Raw genomic sequence first — 19,264 nt, 5'->3', positions numbered from 1 at the left:
CAATCCTATCGAACGGCGCGCCCGCCCCTTGCAGTGGCGTGGTGAGCCAGTTGGCCGACGTTGCCGCGCCCGCGCCTCCCAAACCCCGCCCGCTCTGTGCGCCAGCGCCGTCCTAGCTGCGGGCGGCCAGTGCGGCCTCGTAGAGCTCGCGCTTGGAGACCCCGTGGGCGGCGGCCACCTCCGCGACGGCGGGCTTGAGCCTGGCGCCGGCCTCAACCAGGGCGCTGACTTTGCCCACCAGGGCGGCAGCGTCGGCCACTTGGGCGGGTGCGCCGGCCACCACCAGCGCCACCTCGCCGCGAGCGCCGTCGGCAAAGCGCTCGGCCAGCTGCCCCAGCGGCGCACGCACCACTTCCTCGAACGTCTTGGTCAGTTCGCGGCACAGCGCGGCCGCCCGCTCGCCCCCAAAGGCCTGCGCCAGGGCGGCCAGGGTCGCGGCCACGCGGTGCGGGCTCTCGAAGAAGACCAGGGTGCGCTCCTCGGTCGCCAGCTGGGCCAGGCGGCGGGCCCTCTCCCCCTCCTTGCGGGGCAAGAATCCCTCGAAGCAGAAGCGGTCGGAGGCCAGCCCGGAGATCGCCAGCGCGGTCAGCACCGCAGACGGCCCCGGGATCACCGTCACCTCCACGCCCTGCGCGGCGGCCAGCGCCACCAGCCGGTAGCCCGGGTCGCTCACCGACGGCATGCCCGCGTCCGTCACCAGCAGCACGCGCTGCCCCGCCCGGGCGGCCTCCAGCAGCGCCGGGGCTTTGGCGTCCTCGTTGTGCTCGTGGAAGGCGGTCAGCCGGCCCGGGGCGCGCACCCCCAGGCGGCGCAGCAGATCCACGGTGCGGCGCGTGTCCTCCGCCGCGATCACGTCAGCCTGCTTAAGGGCGCTCACCAGCCGGGCGGAGGCGTCCCCCACGTTCCCGATCGGGGTGGCCGCCAGGGTGATCACCCCTGCGCGCAGCGGCCAGAGCGTGGGGGCGGCGGGGGCGGCAGCGTCGTCCACCGGATCCAAATCGACGCGGTCATTGACACGTTCAAGCACGGCTACCTCCCAATAATTTGGCTCCATCGTATGCTTGCGGGCGTGAATGCCACTGCCACCAACGCCGCCGGCCGGACGCGCACCCCCGCGCGCACCAAGGCCAAGCCCAGCGCGGCCAAGACACGATCGGGGCGCAGCGCGGGCAGCCGCCGCGCCGAGCTGACCGCTTCTCAGCGCGTGGAGGAGGTGTACTGGCGCACCCGCCTGGGGCTGGGGACCGTGGAGAGCGCGAAGGACCGCCTGGCCGCGTGGATCATCCCGGCCCTAGTGGGCGTGTTCGCGTTCATCCTGCGCGTGGTCCACCTGGCCCACCCGCAAAAGCTGGTCTTTGACGAGACGTACTACGTCAAGGACGCCTACGCCCTCATGACGCTCGGCTACGAGGCGGACTGGAGCGGGGACAACGTCAACGACCTCTTCGAGGCCGGCGACTACTCCGCCATGACCACCAACGGCGCATTCGTGGTGCACCCCCACGTGGGCAAGTGGATGATCGCCATGGGCATGCGCCTATTCGGCCCCGAGACCGGGTTCGGGTGGCGCATCTCCTCCGCGTTCTTCGGGACGCTGACCGTGATCCTGCTGGCCTGGCTGGTCGGGCGCGTGCTCAACAACGCGGCCTTCGGCATGGCGGCCGGCCTGTTCCTGGCCGTGGAGGGCCAGCACCTGGTGCAGTCGCGCACCGCGCTGCTGGACATCTTCCTGACGTTCTGGGTGGTCGTGGCCATGTGTCTGGTCTTCGTGGACCGCCAGTCGATGCGCGCCCACATGGCCCGCGACCTGGCGGTGCGCGCCGGCGGCAAGCGGCACGGGCACGGCATCGTGGCCCGCACCGGGGTGCGCTGGTGGCTGCTCGGGGCCGGCGTGGCGTTCGGCCTGGCCACGGGCGTGAAGTGGTCCGGCCTCTACATGCTGGCGGTGGCCGGCATCCTGGTGGTGGTGTGGGACGCCTCCGCCCGCCAGCTGGCCGGCAGCCCGAAGTGGGCACTGCAGTCCCTGGTGCGCGGCGCGATCCCGGCGTTCTTCGCGATGGTGGGCCTGGCGCTGGTGACCTACGTGGCCTCCTGGTGGTCCTGGCTGGCCACCCCCGGCGGGTACAAGCGCGGTTGGGCCGCCACCGAGCTGGCGGAGGGCCGCGTGCCGTGGACGCCGTCCTGGCTGCCGCTGGGCCTGCAGGACCTGCTGGACTACCACAAGGCCGCCTACGACTTCCACGTCGGTGTCTCCTCCGAGCACTCCTACATGTCCCAGCCCTCCGGCTGGCTGCTGCAGACCCGACCGACCAGCTTCTACTGGCCCACCGACTTCTCCCACCGGGGCGGCGCCTCCTGCGGGAGCGACAACTGCGTGGAGGCCATCTTGTCCGTCGGTAACCCGGCGATCTGGTGGCTGGGCTTCCTGGCCCTGGCCGTGGTGCTCTACGGGGCCCTGTGGCGCCTGGATTGGCGCGCCTGGCTGGTGCTGGCCGGCTACCTGGGCCTGTACGTGCCGTGGTTCCAGTACACCGAGCGCACCATCTTCACCTTCTACACGGTGGTGTTCTCCCCGTTCGTGGTGTTCGCCCTGCTTTACGCCGTCTGGTTGCCTGGGCACATTTTCCAGTTGCGGCGATCGGCCGACGACGCTGCCGCCGCCGAGCTCGCCTACGAAGCCGCCGAACGCGAGGCCGCCGCGCTTGCCACTCAGAGCGAGGCCGACGCGGAGGGCGGGGCCGATGCGGAGGGCGAGGCCGTGGGCGCCGGCGAGGCTGGTGACGCCGGGGCCGGTGCGCGCGCTGAGGTGAGCGCGAACACTGAGGTAGGCGGCGAGGTTGCCGTTGCGGCAACGCCTAGGGCCGGTGCGCGCGCTGAGGTGAGCGCGAACGCTGAGGTAGGCGCCAAGGTTGCCGTGGCGGCAACGCCTAAGGCCAGTGGCGGTAAGGCCGGTGGCGGTAGAGCCGGTGGCGGCGCGAAGGCGCGCGACCGTGCGGTGCCGGCCGGCGCGGCTGTAGCCGGCGCGGTGACGGTCGAGCCGGAGGCTGGCTCCGAGAGTTGGGCCGAGGCCCTGGAGCGCGTCAAGGCGTCCTTCCTGGGGACGGAGCGGCGCACGTTGGTGACCCTGAGCGTGGTCACCGCGCTGGTGCTGGCTCTCGGGGTCTACTTCTGGCCCATCTATGTGGGCGACTACATCCCCCACCACGAGTGGTACGAGCGCATGTGGTTCCAGTCCTGGATCTAGGTCCGGGGCGCTGGCTGTAGGGCCGCTGTGGGCCGCCGTTCGGCGGCGCCCAGCGGCCCTTAGCTTTTGCCCGCGCACGCACTTCGTCAGCCACGAACAGGCCCTGCTCCGGCTCCGGCTCCGGGCACGCCCGGCGCCCCGATACGGCCCCTCGCCTCTCTCCACGACGGCCCCTCCCAGCGCCCCGCTACTCCCCCTCCCAGCCCCCCGCTACTCCCCCTCCCAGCCCCCAGAGTCACAAATGCGAGTACGGGGTACATCCGACCGCTTGGGGGCGCGGCACCGACCGGTCACATGTACCCCAACCGCACACTTGTACGCTCCGTGCCACCCACCCACAGCCACACCAACGCACCCAGCGCCTCCCTACGCCCCCTCGCAGCCCCCAGAGTCACAAATGCGAGTACGGGGTACAACCGACCGCTTGGGGGCGCGGCACCGACCGGTCACATGTACCCCAACCGCACACTTGTACGCTCCGTGCCAACCCGCTCTTAGGGGCGTGACCCTCGAGGCCCGGCCCGCAGGCCCGTCCGGGCCAGCCGGTGCGTCGAGGCCCCGCTAGCGTGGTTCGCCGCAGGTGCGCGTGACAAAAGCGGGCGGGGCGGTGAGTATCTACTCACCACCCCGCCCGCTTCTTGCCTACTTGCTAGTCTTGACTAGCGACACGAACTCGAACGAACCCGCGTCGTCAGGCTGGACCAGAAGCAGGCGCTCCCAGGTGTGCTCCTCATCGCTCGGCAGCTGGATAGGGCAGAAGAACTGCCCCGGCTTGAACTCGGGCTCCCCGCCAACGAATTCGAAGCCGTCAATGCTCTCGTAGTACACGAAGCCCTTGGGCGCGGCCAAGAAACACTCGGCAATGCCGGCGTCCTTCTGCAGGAAGACCTCGGAGTACTTCTTGTGCTTCGGGTCGTCGCAGCCGCCCACGCAGCCGGTCTTGACCTCGTCTAGCTGTTCCTTGGTCATGTGTTCGAGGGCGGCGGCGTCATCCCCGTCTCGAAGCGCCTCGAAAAGGTCGATGGCGTCGTCCACCTCGGGGGCCGTCACCTCACCACCGCTGATCTCGTAGCGGGCCTCCGTGACTCGCACCGTGTTATACGTGTCGCTGAATTCAAACCGGAAGTGGGCCACGCCGGTGCGCGGACCGCCGGCGGCAACGTCGTCCCCCGCCACGCCAATCTCCTTCACCGTGGCGTAGAAGGCGTCCTCCTCCGCCTTTACGTCTGCGAAGGTCTTGGTCCCGTAGTCGAGCTCGGGCAGGGTGGTGCCGCCCCACTCGACTCCATCCAGGTACTTCCCGTCCTTGGAGTAGAGACCAAGGGATTCGAAGGGCTCGTCGTACTTGGGGGTGCACTCGAACTGCACGACGGTCAGTTCGCCTTCTTCCTCAGCGTGGTAGCCGCTCTGCACAGACTTGATCGTGATCTTGCCGGTGTTCGGCTCGTCAGAAGTAGCAACACCCGCCTTGAAGCTGACCGGTTCTTGGTTGTACTCCCCGTAGCGTTCCATCAGCGTCGCTTCGAAGCACCTGCGGGGCACCTCGATGGAGGCGTCGTTCAGCTCTCCGCCGTTTCCAACCGCTGCCGCGTCGTTCTGCCCCTCGCCGGAGGCGGCGCCGTCGGTGCCTGCGGAGTCGGTCTGCGCGCTCGTCGCTGCCGCATCCTCGCCCGCGTTGTCCTCCCCACTCCGGAAAAAGAAAACCCACGCCAGTGCCACAGCAATGACGCTCACAAGTGCCGTTACAAGAATGACCATGTTCCGCTGGCCGGTTGCGCCAGCCGTTCCGTAGTTTGACATGCAGACCATGTTCTCACCGGCACGCTCGGCTCGCGCAGAATCCCGACGTTTGGCAACCGTCTGTGTCCACTACCACTTCGCAATTGCAGCCATGCGTGGCGGCTAGTGGAAAGGCGGCGCTGGACCGTCATCGATCTCGTTTCGGAGCGCGCGGCCCTTGGCTCTGCCCGCGCCCGCCCAACGCTGCCTACGAGCAGCCCCAGCGCCCCGCTACGCCCCTCCCAGCCCCCAGAGTCACAAATGCGAGTGCGGGGTACATCCGACCGCTTGGGGGCGCGGCACCGGCCGGTCATACGTACCCCAACCGCACACTTGTACGCTCCGTGCCACCCGCCCACAAACACACCAACGCACCCAGCGCCCGGGTTACTCGTCGAGCGGCCTTTGGGCTACGAACACCATGAGCCGCTGGTCCTTGCCGCCCGTGAATGGCGTTCTTTCCCAGTCGCGGTAGCAGGCCACCAGTTCCAGGCCCGCGCACCGCAGGTCCCCTACCACTTGGTCAAAGCTGCGGAACTGGAGCCGTTGGGTGAAGGAGGCGTCGTAGCCGTCTGCCAGGAACAGGTTTTCCAGGTGCATGGTAACTACGCCGGCGGAGTCGGGCGGGTCCGTGCGCCAGGTTTCCTTCAGCGGGCCGATGGGGGTATCCCGCACGGTTTCCGCTCCGTTCCATTCGAGCCAGGCCCGAGCCTCGGGGTTGCGTGTCTCGAAGGCGAGCGTGCCGCCGGGGGCCAGCGCTTGGGCGACGTCGCGCAACGTGGCCAGCCATTCCTCGCCCAGGATGTGCATGGCGACGTTGCCTGTCATGAGCACGAGGTCGGCCCGCAGGTCCAGCCGTCGCAGCGCGGCGCTGGTGCCGCACACCCACTCCACTTGGTCGCCGTGCTGCTGGCTGCGGGCAACGTCGAGCATCGCCTGGGCCGGGTCGATCCCCACCACGCGCCGTGCGAGAACTGACTGCCCCGATTCGCCGACGCTCTTGGCGTTGCCGGGGTCTACCAGCTGCGCCGTGAGGAGGCCGGTGCCGCAGCCCAGGTCTACGACGGTGCGCGCGCCTAACTCATCGACCAGGGCCCGATAGAAGGCGTGGTCGTCCCCGGAGGGGTTGTCGTGGTCGTAGATGGCGGCCAGGTGGGCGTCGTCGTAGTCGTAGTTCATTGGGTCCTTGGGACTATCGGTGGTGGGCAGTGCCGCGCGCCTGCCCCAGACCGGCGACTGCGCGCAAACAATTGTGCAAGGCGGCTACTGCGTTGAGCAGTTCAGGCTGGCGCGGCGGTGAGTTCGCTGTAGCGGGCGAACAGCACCTGCAGGCGCTCGGTGTTATCGGCGAGCGGGTGCTGCGCGCCGAACGCCTTGTCCACCAGCAGGTCTAGGGCGTCGTGGGCGGCTTGGAGCTCCGGGGAGAGCTTGCCGGGCTCGTAGTGCTTGGCCAGGGAGCGCTCCGGGTGCAGCGCGCGGGCGGCGAGCACGGCCTTGCCCGCCGCGATGATCTGCGCGCGCAGTTCCGGCGCCACAGGCGGCAGCGGCAGGTTGTTCCAGACCACGGTGTTAGAGAAACGCAACCGCGACTCCAAGCGGCCACCGACGGTCTTCTGCCAGGTGATGAACATGGACGAGCTCACGATCGCAAAGACGAAACCGTCCTCGTCCGGGCAGGTGAACACCAGATCGGACGCGATCACCTCTGGACCTAGGTAGTCCGCAGTGAAATAAGCACGGTTCTCGCTTGCCACCTTCGGAATACATACGTATGAAAGCTCAGGTTGCCGGCGTTCCGCGAACAGGTGCGGGATTTCTGCCAACGCTGCCGTTGCCGCACGCTTCGAGCTCAGCCGCTTCTCACGTACCGCATTTGTCAGCGCCTGCAGGTGACGGCTAGCGGTGATGTCAGCCGGCTCGAACGCCTCCGTGTCCAGCCAGTAGCACCATCGTTCCTTCGAATGGATCAACTCCTCTGATCCCACGAACCTGTGAAGGTACTTTGACGCGATCGCGTCGCTCCTTACCTCGTCAAGATCATCAACGGAAACCACAAAAGGTGCCGTCGGATTTGCCATTGAACCGAAACTGACTGCGGGAAGGGCTGTAGAAACCGGCTTCGTCCGTGACTGCACGTTTACCGATGCAGAGTCCATCAGGTACGCGTTTATGTTGGTAGCGCTGATCTCCACTGCCTCATTGTTGCCCACGCCGTATGTGAACAGCCTAGGCGCGGTTGCCCTTTGCCTGCTGAATCCGACTATCACGCAGTGGACTGCCGCTGCACCCGCCGACTCCGTGGTCCAGGGGAAGGACTGGTGAGCAAAGGAAATCTTCCATCCGGCCCCCATGATAGGGTCAAACATGGTAGCTACCGGCTCGCCCTGAACAATCGAGTTAGTAGATACGAACGCAAACTTGGCGGCGTCTACCGCACCAAGGTAGTCGCTCGCCTTCTTGAACCAGCACGTCACATAGTCCAAGTTCCCCGACCGCGGCCCCCAGGTGTCGGTAACGTCTTGCTTTTGCTCCTTGGTCATCAGACGCGCACCTGCGAACGGCGGGTTGCCCATGACGTAGTCACAACGCTCGGCCGGCAGAACGTCGTTCCAGTCCACCCGCAGCGCGTTGGCGTGCAGGATGTTCGGCCGCTCCACCAGGGGGAAGTCCTTAGAGGCGATGTCGTAGAGCATCTCCGAATCGCCGTTGGCCTTCAGCCGCGAAATCCACAACGCCGTCTCGGCAACCGTCACCGCGAAATCGTTGATCTCGATCCCGTAGAACTGGTTGAGCGAGACGCGGTCCCCATCCAAAGCCTCGTCCGCGAAAGTGAAACCAGCCTGCCCGTCCATGAGCTCGTGCAGAATCTCATCCTCCAACGCACGCAGGCACAGGTACGTCTCGGTGAGGAAGTTACCGCTCCCACAGGCCGGATCAAAGAACGTCAGCCCGCACAGCTTCTTGTGAAAACGCTTCAGCCGGTTCTTCTTTGCGCGCGGCGTCTGCCCCTCCTCCGTCCGAATGGCGTTGAACTCGGCGTACAGCTCATCCATGAAGAGCGGGTCGATCACCCGGTGAATGTTGCGCGGGCTCGTGTAGTGCATGCCGCCAGCCCGGCGAGTCACCGGGTTGAGCGTCGACTCAAAAATGCCACCAAAGATCGTGGGCGAAATCTTGGACCAGTCCACCGGGCCAGACACCTGCTCCAACAGGAAGTCCTTCATCTCCGGCGTGAAGTTGGGAATTTCCGTGTCCTCGCGGAATAGACCACCGTTCACGTAAGGGAAGGGCTTCAGGTCCAGGTCGTACTGGTCGCGGTCCGGGATGTCCGTGTTCAAGGCGGCAAATAGCCGCTTGAGCTGCGTGCGCACGTGGGCCGGCGGAACGTCGCGCAAAAACTGGTGAAAGGCGTCCTTCGGGAACAGGTCCGCGTCCTCGCAAAACAGGCAAAACACGAGCCGCACGCACAGCACGTTCAGCGCGTGCATCGTCTCAGGCGAATCGGTGTCCAGGTAGCCCTGGCGCATCTGGTCGTAAAGCCTGCCAATCAGGGCACCAGCCTGGATGGAGACCTGCTTCTCCTTCTCCAGGCGACTGTTGGCCGGGTCCAGAATGAACGCCAGGTACTCCGGGTGCTCAGCCAACTCCCGCAGGCTGAACTCGAAGGCGTTGGCCGCCAGGTCGGCTTTCGCGTGCTTGTCGCGGTCGTACACACGGAACGTGCCGAAGTTGCAGGTGACCACGTAGCGCGGCTGCTCCACACGCGGCATGTTGTCCACGTAATCAAGCGCCTGGACAAGCGGCGTCTTCAGCTCGCCCTGTCGCAGTTCGGCCTTGTTGAGGTCGACGTTCATGCCCTTTTGCTCCACGAGCACGCTCGCGTCCCGCAGCCACACGTCCACGAAACCGCCGTTGGGTAGCCGGTGCTCGAACTTCACCTCGGTGGCGTGCTGGTAGCCGATCGCCCCAAGCAGCTCCAGCCAAAACTTGTGCGTGTCGCCCTTTTCGTAACCCTGGCCGTCCCAGCGCTCCACGAATGCCCGCACCTGCTGCTTGTTGACCGCCACCTTGCACCCTTCTGTTCGAAGCCATGCAAAGCCTACCGCGCAGCCAGGGGCTCCTTTCTGTACGTTCCGGCAAGGGTCGGTTACAGCGGCACGCGACGGAATTGCCCGCGAAATGGTGGCCGGGGGGTGCGTGCTGAGAAAGCTACTTCATGGCTGGGCAGCTCATGGCTGGGCAGCCCTCTCGGTAGTCTGGACGTTTGCGCCTACAACCCGACGTTTGCCACTTCGTCTCGACGTTTGCGTCTTCAGCTCGACGTTTGGGTCTTCAGCTAGACGTTTGGGTCTTCAGCTCGACGTTTGGGTCTTCGACTCGACGTTTGGCCCTTCAGCTCGACGTTCGGCTTTTCAGCTCGACGTTCAGCCCGTCAACTCGACGTTTGGCACTGGTTTTCGTCGAGTTGAAGCTTCGAACGTCTAGTTGGGGTGTCGAACGTCGAGTTTCACGTTCCGAGTGGGGTGGTCCTGGCTGGCTTGGTTGATGACGCCCCACCGACGCTGCGCGGGTCCCCCAGTCAACTCGACGTTTGGGTCTTCGTCTGGACGTTTGAATGCTCGGCTCGACGTTTGGGCTGGTTTTTCGTCGAGTTGAGGCATCGAACGTCTAGTTGGGGTTTCGAACGTCGAGTTGGGGTTTCGAACGTCTAGTTTCACGTTCCGGGTGCGGTGGCTCTGGCTGGCTTGGTTGATGACGCGCTCCCGGCTTGGTGCGCGGGTCCCCCAGTCAACTAGACGTTCGGCTCTTCAACTCGACGTTTGGGTCTTCAGCTCGACGTTTGGCCCTGGTTTTCGTCGAGTTGAAGCTTCGAACGTCTAGTTGGGGTGTCGAACGTCGAGTTTCACGCTCCGGGTGGAGTGGCCCTGGCTGGCTTAGTTGATGACCTCCCACCGGCGCTGCGCCGGTCCCCCAGTCGTCTCGACGTTGGGCCCTTCAGCTCGACGTTCGGCTTTTCAGCTCGACGTTCAGCCCGTCAACTCGACGTTTGGCACTGGTTTTCGTCGAGTTGAAGCTTCGAACGTCTAGTTGGGGTGTCGAACGTCGAGTTTCACGCTCCGGGTGGAGTGGCCCTGGCTGGCTTAGTTGATGACCTCCCACCGGCGCTGCGCCGGTCCCCCAGTCGTCTCGACGTTGGGCCCTTCAGCTCGACGTTCGGCTTTTCAGCTCGACGTTCAGCCCGTCAACTCGACGTTTGGCACTGGTTTTCGGGCTCTTCCCATTTAAGGGTGTAGTTGGGGTTTGAATCCGCCTGCTTCGAGCAGGCTGCGGGTGATGTAGTTGGTCAGGTTGCGAAAGCCGAGTGCTGAGCCGCGTAGGTGTTCCAGGCGTCCGTTGAGTGCTTCGGTGGGGCCGTTGCTGGTCCTGGGATGGTCGAAGTAGGCCAGGATGTCACCGGCGCGTTTCTTCAGCGTTCGTCCCAGGGTGATGACCTCGCTCAGGGCGGCAGGTACGCCGCTAGAGATCGCGGTGATCAGTTCTTGCATGAGTCTTTTGCCCTTGGCCCGCTCGGGCTGACGGTAAGCGGCCACCATCTTCTGGTACACACCCCAGGTGACCTCGACTTGGGCATGGTCATCGTTGGCGAAGAGCGCGTCTAAACGCTTGCGCTGGGCAGGGGTGAGCAGGTCGCTACCGGTGTGCAGAGTACGGCGGGCCTTGTACAGGGGATCATCAGCCCGTCCCCGCCGTCCATGTAGTTCTTGCTGAACACGCCGACGACACTCATCAAGCGCCTGGCCTGCCAGGCGTACTACGTGGAAGGGATCGAGCACGGCCCTGGCCTGGGGCATTTCCTCGGTGGTGGCGGTTTTAAACCCGCTAAAACCGTCCATCGCGACCACTTCCACGCCATCTCTCCATGCTCGGGGCTGCTGGGCCAGCCAGCCCTTGAAAGCCTGCTTGGAGCGGCCCTGGACCATGGCGAGTAGCCGGGCAGGGCCAGTGCCATCCTTGACGGGGGTTAAGTCGATGACCACGGTTACGTACTTGTCACCTGCGCGAGTATGGCGCCAAACATGCTCATCCACGCCGATAACTCTGACTCCTTCAAGCCGGACGGGGTCGTTGATCAAGAGGCGCTGTCCTTCGGCCAGCACAGCATCGTTGGCGGTGTCCCAAGCCACGGACAGGCCCTGAGCGATGCGGGATACGCTCAGGTGTTGACACACCAAGGCTTCCAACGCCCAACGCACCGCACGCCTCGATAGGCGTGCCCTGGGCTCAGCTGCCAGGTCCATGTTCTGACGCCATACGTGTGCGCATTCCTGGCAGCGGTAACGACGCACTCGCACTTCCAGTGTGGTGGGACGCCACCCAAAGGGCTCGTGAGCCAGCCGGCGCTTGACCGTGTCACGTGCCAGGCCTTGACATCCACACCGCCCACACCAGTCATCAGGCTCGACCAGGCGGCATTCCAGTATCGCCCGCTCAGGCTCGACACGCTGGCCAGTAACGACAAGACCAAGCTCGTCCAAGCCAGCAAAAGTAGTCAGATCAGGCGCGACGAAGGTAGCGTTGGACACGTTGAGGTCTTTCGTGTGGGCGGTGTGATGACTCCCATCATCGGAAGACCTCAACCCCTACCCACACACCAACACACCCTCCCCTGGATCACACCACCAATACACCCTCAATTGGGAAGAGCCGGTTTTCGTCGAGTTGAAGCTTCGAACGTCTAGTTCGGGTTTCGAACGTCGAGTTTCACGCTCCGGGTGGAGTGGCCCTGTCTGGGTCATTTAAAGACGCGCTCCCGGCTTGGTGGGCCAGTCCCCCAGTCAACCAGACGTTGGGCACTTCAACTCGACATTCAGCCCTTCAACTCGACGTTTGGCACTGGTTTTCGTCGAGTTGAAGCTTCGAACGTCTAGTTGGGGTGTCGAACGTCGAGTTTCACGCTCCGGGTGGAGTGGCCCTGGCTGGCTTAGTTGATGACCTCCCACCGGCGCTGCGCCGGTCCCCCAGTCGTCTCGACGTTGGGCCCTTCAGCTCGACGTTCGGCTTTTCAGCTCGACGTTCAGCCCGTCAACTCGACGTTTGGCACTGGTTTTCGTCGAGTTGAAGCTTCGAACGTCTAGTTGGGGTGTCGAACGTCGAGTTTCACGTTCCGAGTGGGGTGGTCCTGGCTGGCTTGTTTGATGACGCGCTCCCGGCCGCTGCGCGGGTCCCCCAGTCAACTAGATGTTCGGCTCTTCAACTCGACGTTTGGGTCTTCAGCTCGACGTTTGGGCTGGTTTTTCGTCGAGTTGAGGCATCGAACGTCGAGTTGGGGTTTCGAACGTCGAGTTTCACGTTCCGGGTGTGGTGGGTGTGGCTGGTTTTGTCACTTGAGTCGTGCGTCTTTAGTGACCCAGGGGGTTGGGTGTTTGTGGGTGTGGGGACGGCCCCCGTTGCTGCGGTTTGGTTCGCGCTACGGGGGCCGTTGTGTTGTGGTTGGTGGCGGCGGTGTCCTACTCTCCCACACCCTGGCGGGTGCAGTACCATTGGCGCTGGCAGGCTTAGCTTCCGGGTTCGGTATGGGGCCGGGCGTTTCCCTGCTGCTGTGACCGCCGCACGTGTTTTAACCCTTGGTGGGTTTGTAACCGTATAGGGGGTGTAAGCGTGTGGTGTTGTGTTCGGGTTTGTTGTTTGGCGTGTTTTGGTGTTTGTAGTTGTTTGGTCGATTAGTACCAGTCAGCTTCACGTGTTACCACGCTTCCACGTCTGGCCTATCTACCCCGTGGTCTGCGGGGGACCTTCAACACTTGTGTGTTTGGAGACCTGGTCTTGAAGCAGGCTTCCCGCTTAGATGCTTTCAGCGGTTATCCTTTCCGAACGTGGCTAACCAGCGGTGCACCTGGCGGTACAACTGGCACACTAGAGGTTCGTCCGTCCCGGTCCTCTCGTACTAGGGACAGGTCTTCTCAAGTTTCCTACGCGCGCAGCGGATAGGGACCGAACTGTCTCACGACGTTCTGAACCCAGCTCGCGTACCGCTTTAATGGGCGAACAGCCCAACCCTTGGGACCTACTCCAGCCCCAGGATGCGACGAGCCGACATCGAGGTGCCAAACCATGCCGTCGATATGAACTCTTGGGCAAGATCAGCCTGTTATCCCCGGGGTACCTTTTATCCGTTGAGCGACACCCCTTCCACAAGGTGGTGCCGGATCACTAGTTCCTACTTTCGTACCTGTTTGACTTGTCAGTCTCACAGTCAAGCTCCCTTGTGCACTTACACTCGACATCTGGTTGCCGACCAGATTGAGGGAACCTTTGAGCGCCTCCGTTACTTTTTGGGAGGCAACCGCCCCAGTTAAACTACCCACCAGGCACTGTCCCTGGTCCGGATTACGGACCGAGGTTAGATGACCGCTTCAACCAGAGTGGTATTTCAACAATGACTCCGCCAACACTGGCGTGTTGGTTTCATAGTCTCCCACCTATCCTACACAAGCTGAAGCGGGCACCAATACCAAGCTATAGTAAAGGTCCCGGGGTCTTTCCGTCCTGCTGCGCGTAACGAGCATCTTTACTCGTAGTGCAATTTCGCCGAGTTCATGGTTGAGACAGTAGAGAAGTCGTTACGCCATTCGTGCAGGTCGGAACTTACCCGACAAGGAATTTCGCTACCTTAGGATGGTTATAGTTACCACCGCCGTTTACTGGGGCTTGGATTCAAAGCTTCACCCGAGGGTTGACCTTTCCTCTTAACCTTCCAGCACCGGGCAGGCGTCAGTCCGTATACATCGTTTTGCAACTTCGCACGGACCTGTGTTTTTGGTAAACAGTCGCTTCTCCCTATTCTCTGCGACCTTTCGCGCTAGCCCGCGAGGGGCTTCACGTTCCAGGTCCCCCTTCTCCCGAAGTTACGGGGGCATTTTGCCGAGTTCCTTAACCATGATTATCTCGTCGCCTTAGTATTTTCTACTTGACCACCTGTGTCGGTTTGGGGTACGGGCGGCTAGTCCCTCGCGTCGAGGCTTTTCTTGGCAGTATAGGATCACCCTGCTTCCCCACGAGTGTGGGTCACCATCACACCTCACCCTGGTGTTACCCGGATTTGCCTGGGTAACGGGCTGCGTGTTTAGACGGGCCATGCCATAAGACCCGCGGTGGCTACCTTTCTGCGTCACCCCTGTTAATACGCTTGGCTACTACTGGTATCGGTCCCACGAGCCCGCCCCAACCACACCCGAAGGTGTGGATGGTTTGGGTTGGTGGTTAGTACTACCAGGCTCACCATGGACGGTCCTTCGCCGGTACCAGAATATCAACTGGTTGTCCATCGACTACGCCTGTCGGCCTCGCCTTAGGTCCCGACTTACCCAGGGCGGATGATCCTGGCCCTGGAACCCTTGGTCAATCGGCGCTAGGGATTCTCACCCTAGTTTCGCTACTCATGCCTGCATTCTCACTCCCACGCAGTCCACCCATCCTTCCAGATGAGCTTCACCCCACGTGGGACGCTCCCCTACCCAACAACACCCCTGCACACCCAACCAGCTCGAAAGCTTTAGGTGTGTGGGTTTTGTGTTGTTGCCACGGCTTCGGCGGTGTGCTTGAGCCCCGCTACATTGTCGGCGCGGAATCACTTGACCAGTGAGCTATTACGCACTCTTTCAAGGGTGGCTGCTTCTAAGCCAACCTCCTGGTTGTCACTGCAACTCCACATCCTTTCCCACTGAGCACACGCTTAGGGGCCTTAGCCGGTGATCTGGGCTGTTTCCCTCTCGACTACGAAGCTTATCCCCCGCAGTCTCACTGCCGCGCTAACATTACTGGCATTCGGAGTTTGGTTGACCTCAGTAACCTTGTAGGGCCCATCAGCCATCCAGTAGCTCTACCTCCAGCAAGCAACACGCGACGCTGCACCTAAATGCATTTCGGGGAGAACCAGCTATCACGGAGTTTGATTGGCCTTTCACCCCTACCCACAGTTCATCCCCTCCATTTTCAACTGAAGTGGGTTCGGTCCTCCACACGCTCTTACACGTGCTTCAACCTGACCATGGGTAGATCACTCCGCTTCGGGTCTACGGCATGCGACTCAAGCGCCCTATTCAGACTCGCTTTCGCTACGGCTTCCCCACCCGGGTTAACCTCGCCACATACCAGTAACTCGCAGGCTCATTCTTCAAAAGGCACGCAGTCACCCCAACAAAAGAGGGCTCCTACGGTTTGTAAGCATCCGGTTTCAGGTACTATTTCACTCCCCTCACGGGGTACTTTTCACCATTCCCTCACGGTACTGATCCGCTATCGGTCACTAGGTAGTATTCAGGCTTAGCAAGTGGTCTTGCCAGATTCACACGGGATTTCACGGGCCCCGTCCTACTCGGGAACACGCACCGACCACAAGCAATGATCGTTTCAGTTACCGGGCTCTCACCGTCTACGGCTGGCTTTCCCAAACCATTCACCTACAACCACGCTTGGAACCACTGGCCGGCAGACCAGACACGCACGCGTCCCACAACCCCACATCCGCAACCCCTGCCGGGTATCACACGAACATGGTTTAGCCATCATCCGCTTTCGCTCGCCACTACTCACGGAATATCTTTTCCTGCGGGTACTGAGATGTTTCACTTCCCCGCGTTCCCCCCACACGCCCTATATATTCAAGCGCGGGTAACCAGACATGACTCTGGCCAGGTTTCCCCATTCGGACACCCTCGGATCAAAGCTCGTTTGTCAACTCCCCGAGGCCTATCGCGGACTACCACGTCCTTCATCGGCTCCTAGTGCCAAGGCATCCACCGAATGCTCTTAGAAACTACAAACAAAACACTAATACAGAAAACAATAAACCATGAACACAACACTACGTATCATGCTCACACCCACTATACAGTTACAAACCAACCAACCAACAAACCACCAAACCAAACCAAAAAACCCAAGGCCTGCTCAGCAGCAAGTAGTCAAAACACCCAAACCACAAGTGTGGCCTGGAAACCCAATAGCATGCGGCCTGTTCTCCACTACACCAACCCCGAACCCAGCCCCGGGAACCCAAAAGCCCCAAGGACCAAGCAGACACGAGGAAAGTGTGTCTAGTGTCTTTTCCACTAAAAGCAACCCACCAAGCCCCCCAGAAGCCAGACACAACACGCGCCTGAAACAAACAACCAGGAAACCCACAAACACCAAACCAACACACAAAAACGCGCACCAGCCTGATAGGTGGAAAAAGTTGCTCCTTAGAAAGGAGGTGATCCAGCCGCACCTTCCGGTACGGCTACCTTGTTACGACTTCGTCCCAATCGCCAGTCCCACCTTCGACCACTCCCCCCAAACGGTTAGGCCATGGGCTTCGGGTGTTACCAACTTTCGTGACGTGACGGGCGGTGTGTACAAGGCCCGAGAACGTATTCACCGCAGCGTTGCTGATCTGCGATTACTAGCGACTCCGACTTCATGGGGTCGAGTTGCAGACCCCAATCCGAACTGAGACCAGCTTTAAGGGATTCGCTCAACCTTACGATATCGCAACCCTCTGTACTGGCCATTGTAGCATGCGTGAAGCCCAAGACATAAGGGGCATGATGATTTGACGTCATCCCCACCTTCCTCCGAGTTAACCCCGGCAGTCTCTCACGAGTCCCCACCATAACGTGCTGGCAACATGAGACAAGGGTTGCGCTCGTTGCGGGACTTAACCCAACATCTCACGACACGAGCTGACGACAACCATGCACCACCTGTACACCCCCAACTAAATGCGCCCACATCTCTGCAGACTCTGGATGTATGTCAAGCCTTGGTAAGGTTCTTCGCGTTGCATCGAATTAATCCGCATGCTCCGCCGCTTGTGCGGGCCCCCGTCAATTCCTTTGAGTTTTAGCCTTGCGACCGTACTCCCCAGGCGGGGCACTTAATGCGTTAGCTACGGCGCAGGAACCATGGAAACAGCCCCCACACCTAGTGCCCAACGTTTACGGCATGGACTACCAGGGTATCTAATCCTGTTCGCTCCCCATGCTTTCGCTCCTCAGCGTCAGTAACGGCCCAGAGACCCGCCTTCGCCACCGGTGTTCCTCCTGATATCTGCGCATTCCACCGCTACACCAGGAATTCCAGTCTCCCCTACCGCACTCAAGCCTGCCCGTACCCACCGCAAGCCCACAGTTAAGCTGTGGGTTTTCACGACAGACGCGACAAACCGCCTACGAGCTCTTTACGCCCAATAATTCCGGACAACGCTTGCGCCCTACGTATTACCGCGGCTGCTGGCACGTAGTTAGCCGGCGCTTCTTCTGTAAGTAAAGTCAACCCAAACAAAAGCCTAGGCCTGCGTCCTTACTGAAAGAGGTTTACAACCCGAAGGCCGTCATCCCTCACGCGGCGTCGCTGCATCAGGCTTTCGCCCATTGTGCAATATTCCCCACTGCTGCCTCCCGTAGGAGTCTGGGCCGTATCTCAGTCCCAGTGTGACCGGTCACCCTCTCAGGCCGGCTACCCGTCAAAGCCTTGGTAGGCCATCACCCCACCAACAAGCTGATAGGCCGCGAGCCCATCCCCCACCAGAAAAACCTTTCCACACACAACCATGCGATCATGCGTGAATATTCAGTATTAGCAACCATTTCTGGTCGTTATCCCAAAGAAGGGGGCAGGTTACTCACGTGTTACTCACCCGTTCGCCACTCTCACCAAACAAGCAAGCTCGCTTGGATCCCGTTCGACTTGCATGTGTTAAGCACGCCGCCAGCGTTCGTCCTGAGCCAGGATCAAACTCTCCAACAAAAACCAAAACCAACCAACCCACAACCGAGCCAGCCAGCCAAAGCCCCTGCCAGAAACCCTGACAAAAACAACACCCAACCAAAAAGGCCAGGCAAACAAAACAGACCAACCAAAACAGTCAGCCCAAAAAACAAACACTAAACAAAAAAACAAACCACACACTATTGAGTTCCCAAACAACACCCACACCCACCAGAACACCAGCCCCAAACAGAACCAGCACCCCAACAAGATGGCTTGTCGTTGGCCCTTTCGGGCCGGTTGACTACTTTACCGATCAACTCGGTAGCGAGTCAAATCGAAGCAATTTCTTGCCTCTGCGGAATTCGCTTTCACGCTTTCCGGTTTCCGCTTTGCTCAGCGGCAACGAGGGAAAACATTAGGCGGGTTCTGCCAGCCAGGTCAAATTCTGCGGGCGTGTCCTCGCCCACACGAGTGTGACCCGGCCCGAACAGGGGCTAGTTTTCCGCATGTTTTCAACACTTCGACCGCAGGAAGATTGGTCCAGTCGGCGCCCACTCATGCGGCCACTGCGGGCAATTCTTCCCCGGACCCGGACTTGAAAGGGCATCGTCGTGCGGTGCGACACATTTGGCGCATCTTTGCAGAGTGCGCGGATGAGCCAGCTGGCGGACAGTGGGATAGTTCGTCGCTGCGTCGGCGGTGTCGGAGGTGAGAGAGCGGGCAACGCGGCGAGTGCGGGCAACGCGACGAGTGCGGGCAACGCGACGAGTACAGGCACTCGGCGGGCAGCGCGCTTAGTAGGCAGGGTGAGGGCGCCGCAGCTGGTGCGCCGACGCGCAAGTCCACGCAAGTGCTTCCGGCAACGGCGCGCTGCGAGGCTCAGGGCTTGTGTGGCTGTGTGCAAGCGCCGCAGACGCCAACGAGCACCTTGGCCGGCGGCAGGCCGCGCGGCATGGGCGAGCAAGCGCTGCCGGCGTCGGTTGGCACCTAGGCGGCTTGCCTGCGCGCGTGCGCAAATCGTTGAGGGCTTAGTGAACCTCTCGAGGGGTTGGTGAACCAGTCGTGGGCTTAGTGAACCTCTCGAGGGCCTACCCGAGCGGGTAACCCCTCAATCGGTGCAGCAAGCCCACAGGAGCTGCAGTAAAAGCTCAAAAGGTCGGCAAACCCCACAACCGGTTGCGCACGACCATCCCCGCTCCGGCGCAACCTCCGGCACGCCACCTGGGACCGGCAGAGCGAGAACCAGGCACCCGGACGGCGGTCGGCCCAGCTCACGGCGCAGGCCGGGCCTTGCGCAACCGGTCGAGCCTTTGTCGCAGCTCTTGAGCCGTTCTTGCAGCTCTTGAGCCTTTAAGCGAGCTCTTCGGGCGTTAATCGGCGCCATAGCGCCACAAGAGGTGCAAGAAAGCCACCACCGAAACAACAACGCCTCAACGGGAACAACAAAGACTCAATCGTTTGCGCACGCCGGCTCGGGCCGTGCGTGGA

6 protein-coding genes and 3 rRNA genes are annotated in these 19,264 nt (G+C 62.0%); 1 reads left to right on the top strand and 8 read right to left on the bottom strand.

Features of this window, described 5'->3' with window-relative positions; genetic code table 11:
• Positions 1–112: 112 nt before the first annotated feature.
• Positions 113–1,027 carry a 16S rRNA (cytidine(1402)-2'-O)-methyltransferase gene (gene rsmI / locus ABYF38_RS06460; protein WP_371151569.1) on the bottom strand — a complete coding sequence of 305 codons (915 nt, stop codon included), beginning with the start codon at positions 1,025–1,027 and terminating at the stop codon, positions 113–115.
• A gap of 42 nt (positions 1,028–1,069) precedes the next feature.
• Here rsmI and ABYF38_RS06455 point away from each other — a divergent pair, with 42 nt between their 5' ends.
• Complete coding sequence (locus ABYF38_RS06455; protein ID WP_371151568.1) at positions 1,070–3,244, top strand: dolichyl-phosphate-mannose--protein mannosyltransferase; 2,175 nt, start codon at positions 1,070–1,072, stop codon at positions 3,242–3,244.
• 642 nt (positions 3,245–3,886) lie between these two features.
• Here ABYF38_RS06455 and ABYF38_RS06450 read toward each other — a convergent pair.
• From ABYF38_RS06450 to ABYF38_RS06420, 7 genes are all read right to left on the bottom strand, one after another.
• Positions 3,887–4,978 (bottom strand): hypothetical protein, encoded by a 1,092-nt coding sequence (locus ABYF38_RS06450; RefSeq protein WP_371151567.1) that lies wholly within the window; start codon positions 4,976–4,978, stop codon positions 3,887–3,889.
• A gap of 432 nt (positions 4,979–5,410) precedes the next feature.
• Positions 5,411–6,202, bottom strand: a complete 792-nt coding sequence (locus tag ABYF38_RS06445) for a class I SAM-dependent DNA methyltransferase (protein WP_371151566.1) — start codon at positions 6,200–6,202, stop codon at positions 5,411–5,413.
• 101 nt (positions 6,203–6,303) lie between these two features.
• Positions 6,304–9,090, bottom strand: a complete 2,787-nt coding sequence (locus tag ABYF38_RS06440; RefSeq protein ID WP_371151565.1) for a class I SAM-dependent DNA methyltransferase — start codon at positions 9,088–9,090, stop codon at positions 6,304–6,306.
• A gap of 1,215 nt (positions 9,091–10,305) precedes the next feature.
• Positions 10,306–11,607: an ISL3 family transposase gene (locus ABYF38_RS06435; protein ID WP_371151564.1), complete on the bottom strand. Its 1,302-nt coding sequence runs from the start codon at positions 11,605–11,607 to the stop codon at positions 10,306–10,308.
• Between the two features lie 911 nt (positions 11,608–12,518).
• Positions 12,519–12,635, bottom strand: a 5S ribosomal RNA gene (rrf, locus tag ABYF38_RS06430).
• 88 nt (positions 12,636–12,723) lie between these two features.
• A 23S ribosomal RNA gene (locus tag ABYF38_RS06425) occupies positions 12,724–15,846 on the bottom strand.
• Between the two features lie 424 nt (positions 15,847–16,270).
• Positions 16,271–17,812 (bottom strand): 16S ribosomal RNA (locus ABYF38_RS06420).
• Together the 16S, 23S and 5S rRNA genes form the textbook arrangement of a ribosomal RNA operon.
• Between the last annotated feature and the right edge of the window lie 1,452 nt (positions 17,813–19,264).

The organism is Buchananella sp. 14KM1171, from assembly GCF_041380365.1.
In the GTDB taxonomy this organism is placed as follows: Bacteria; Actinomycetota; Actinomycetes; order Actinomycetales; family Actinomycetaceae; genus Buchananella; species Buchananella felis.
Note: the sequence above shows the minus strand (reverse complement) of the source record. Positions and strands in the feature narration are given on the sequence as shown.

What these genes read in the sequence shown, in the direction of transcription:
- ABYF38_RS06445 (WP_371151566.1), bottom strand. Translation starts at nt 6,202, where the DNA reads ATGAACTACGACTACGACGACGCCCACCTGGCCGCCATCTACGACCAC.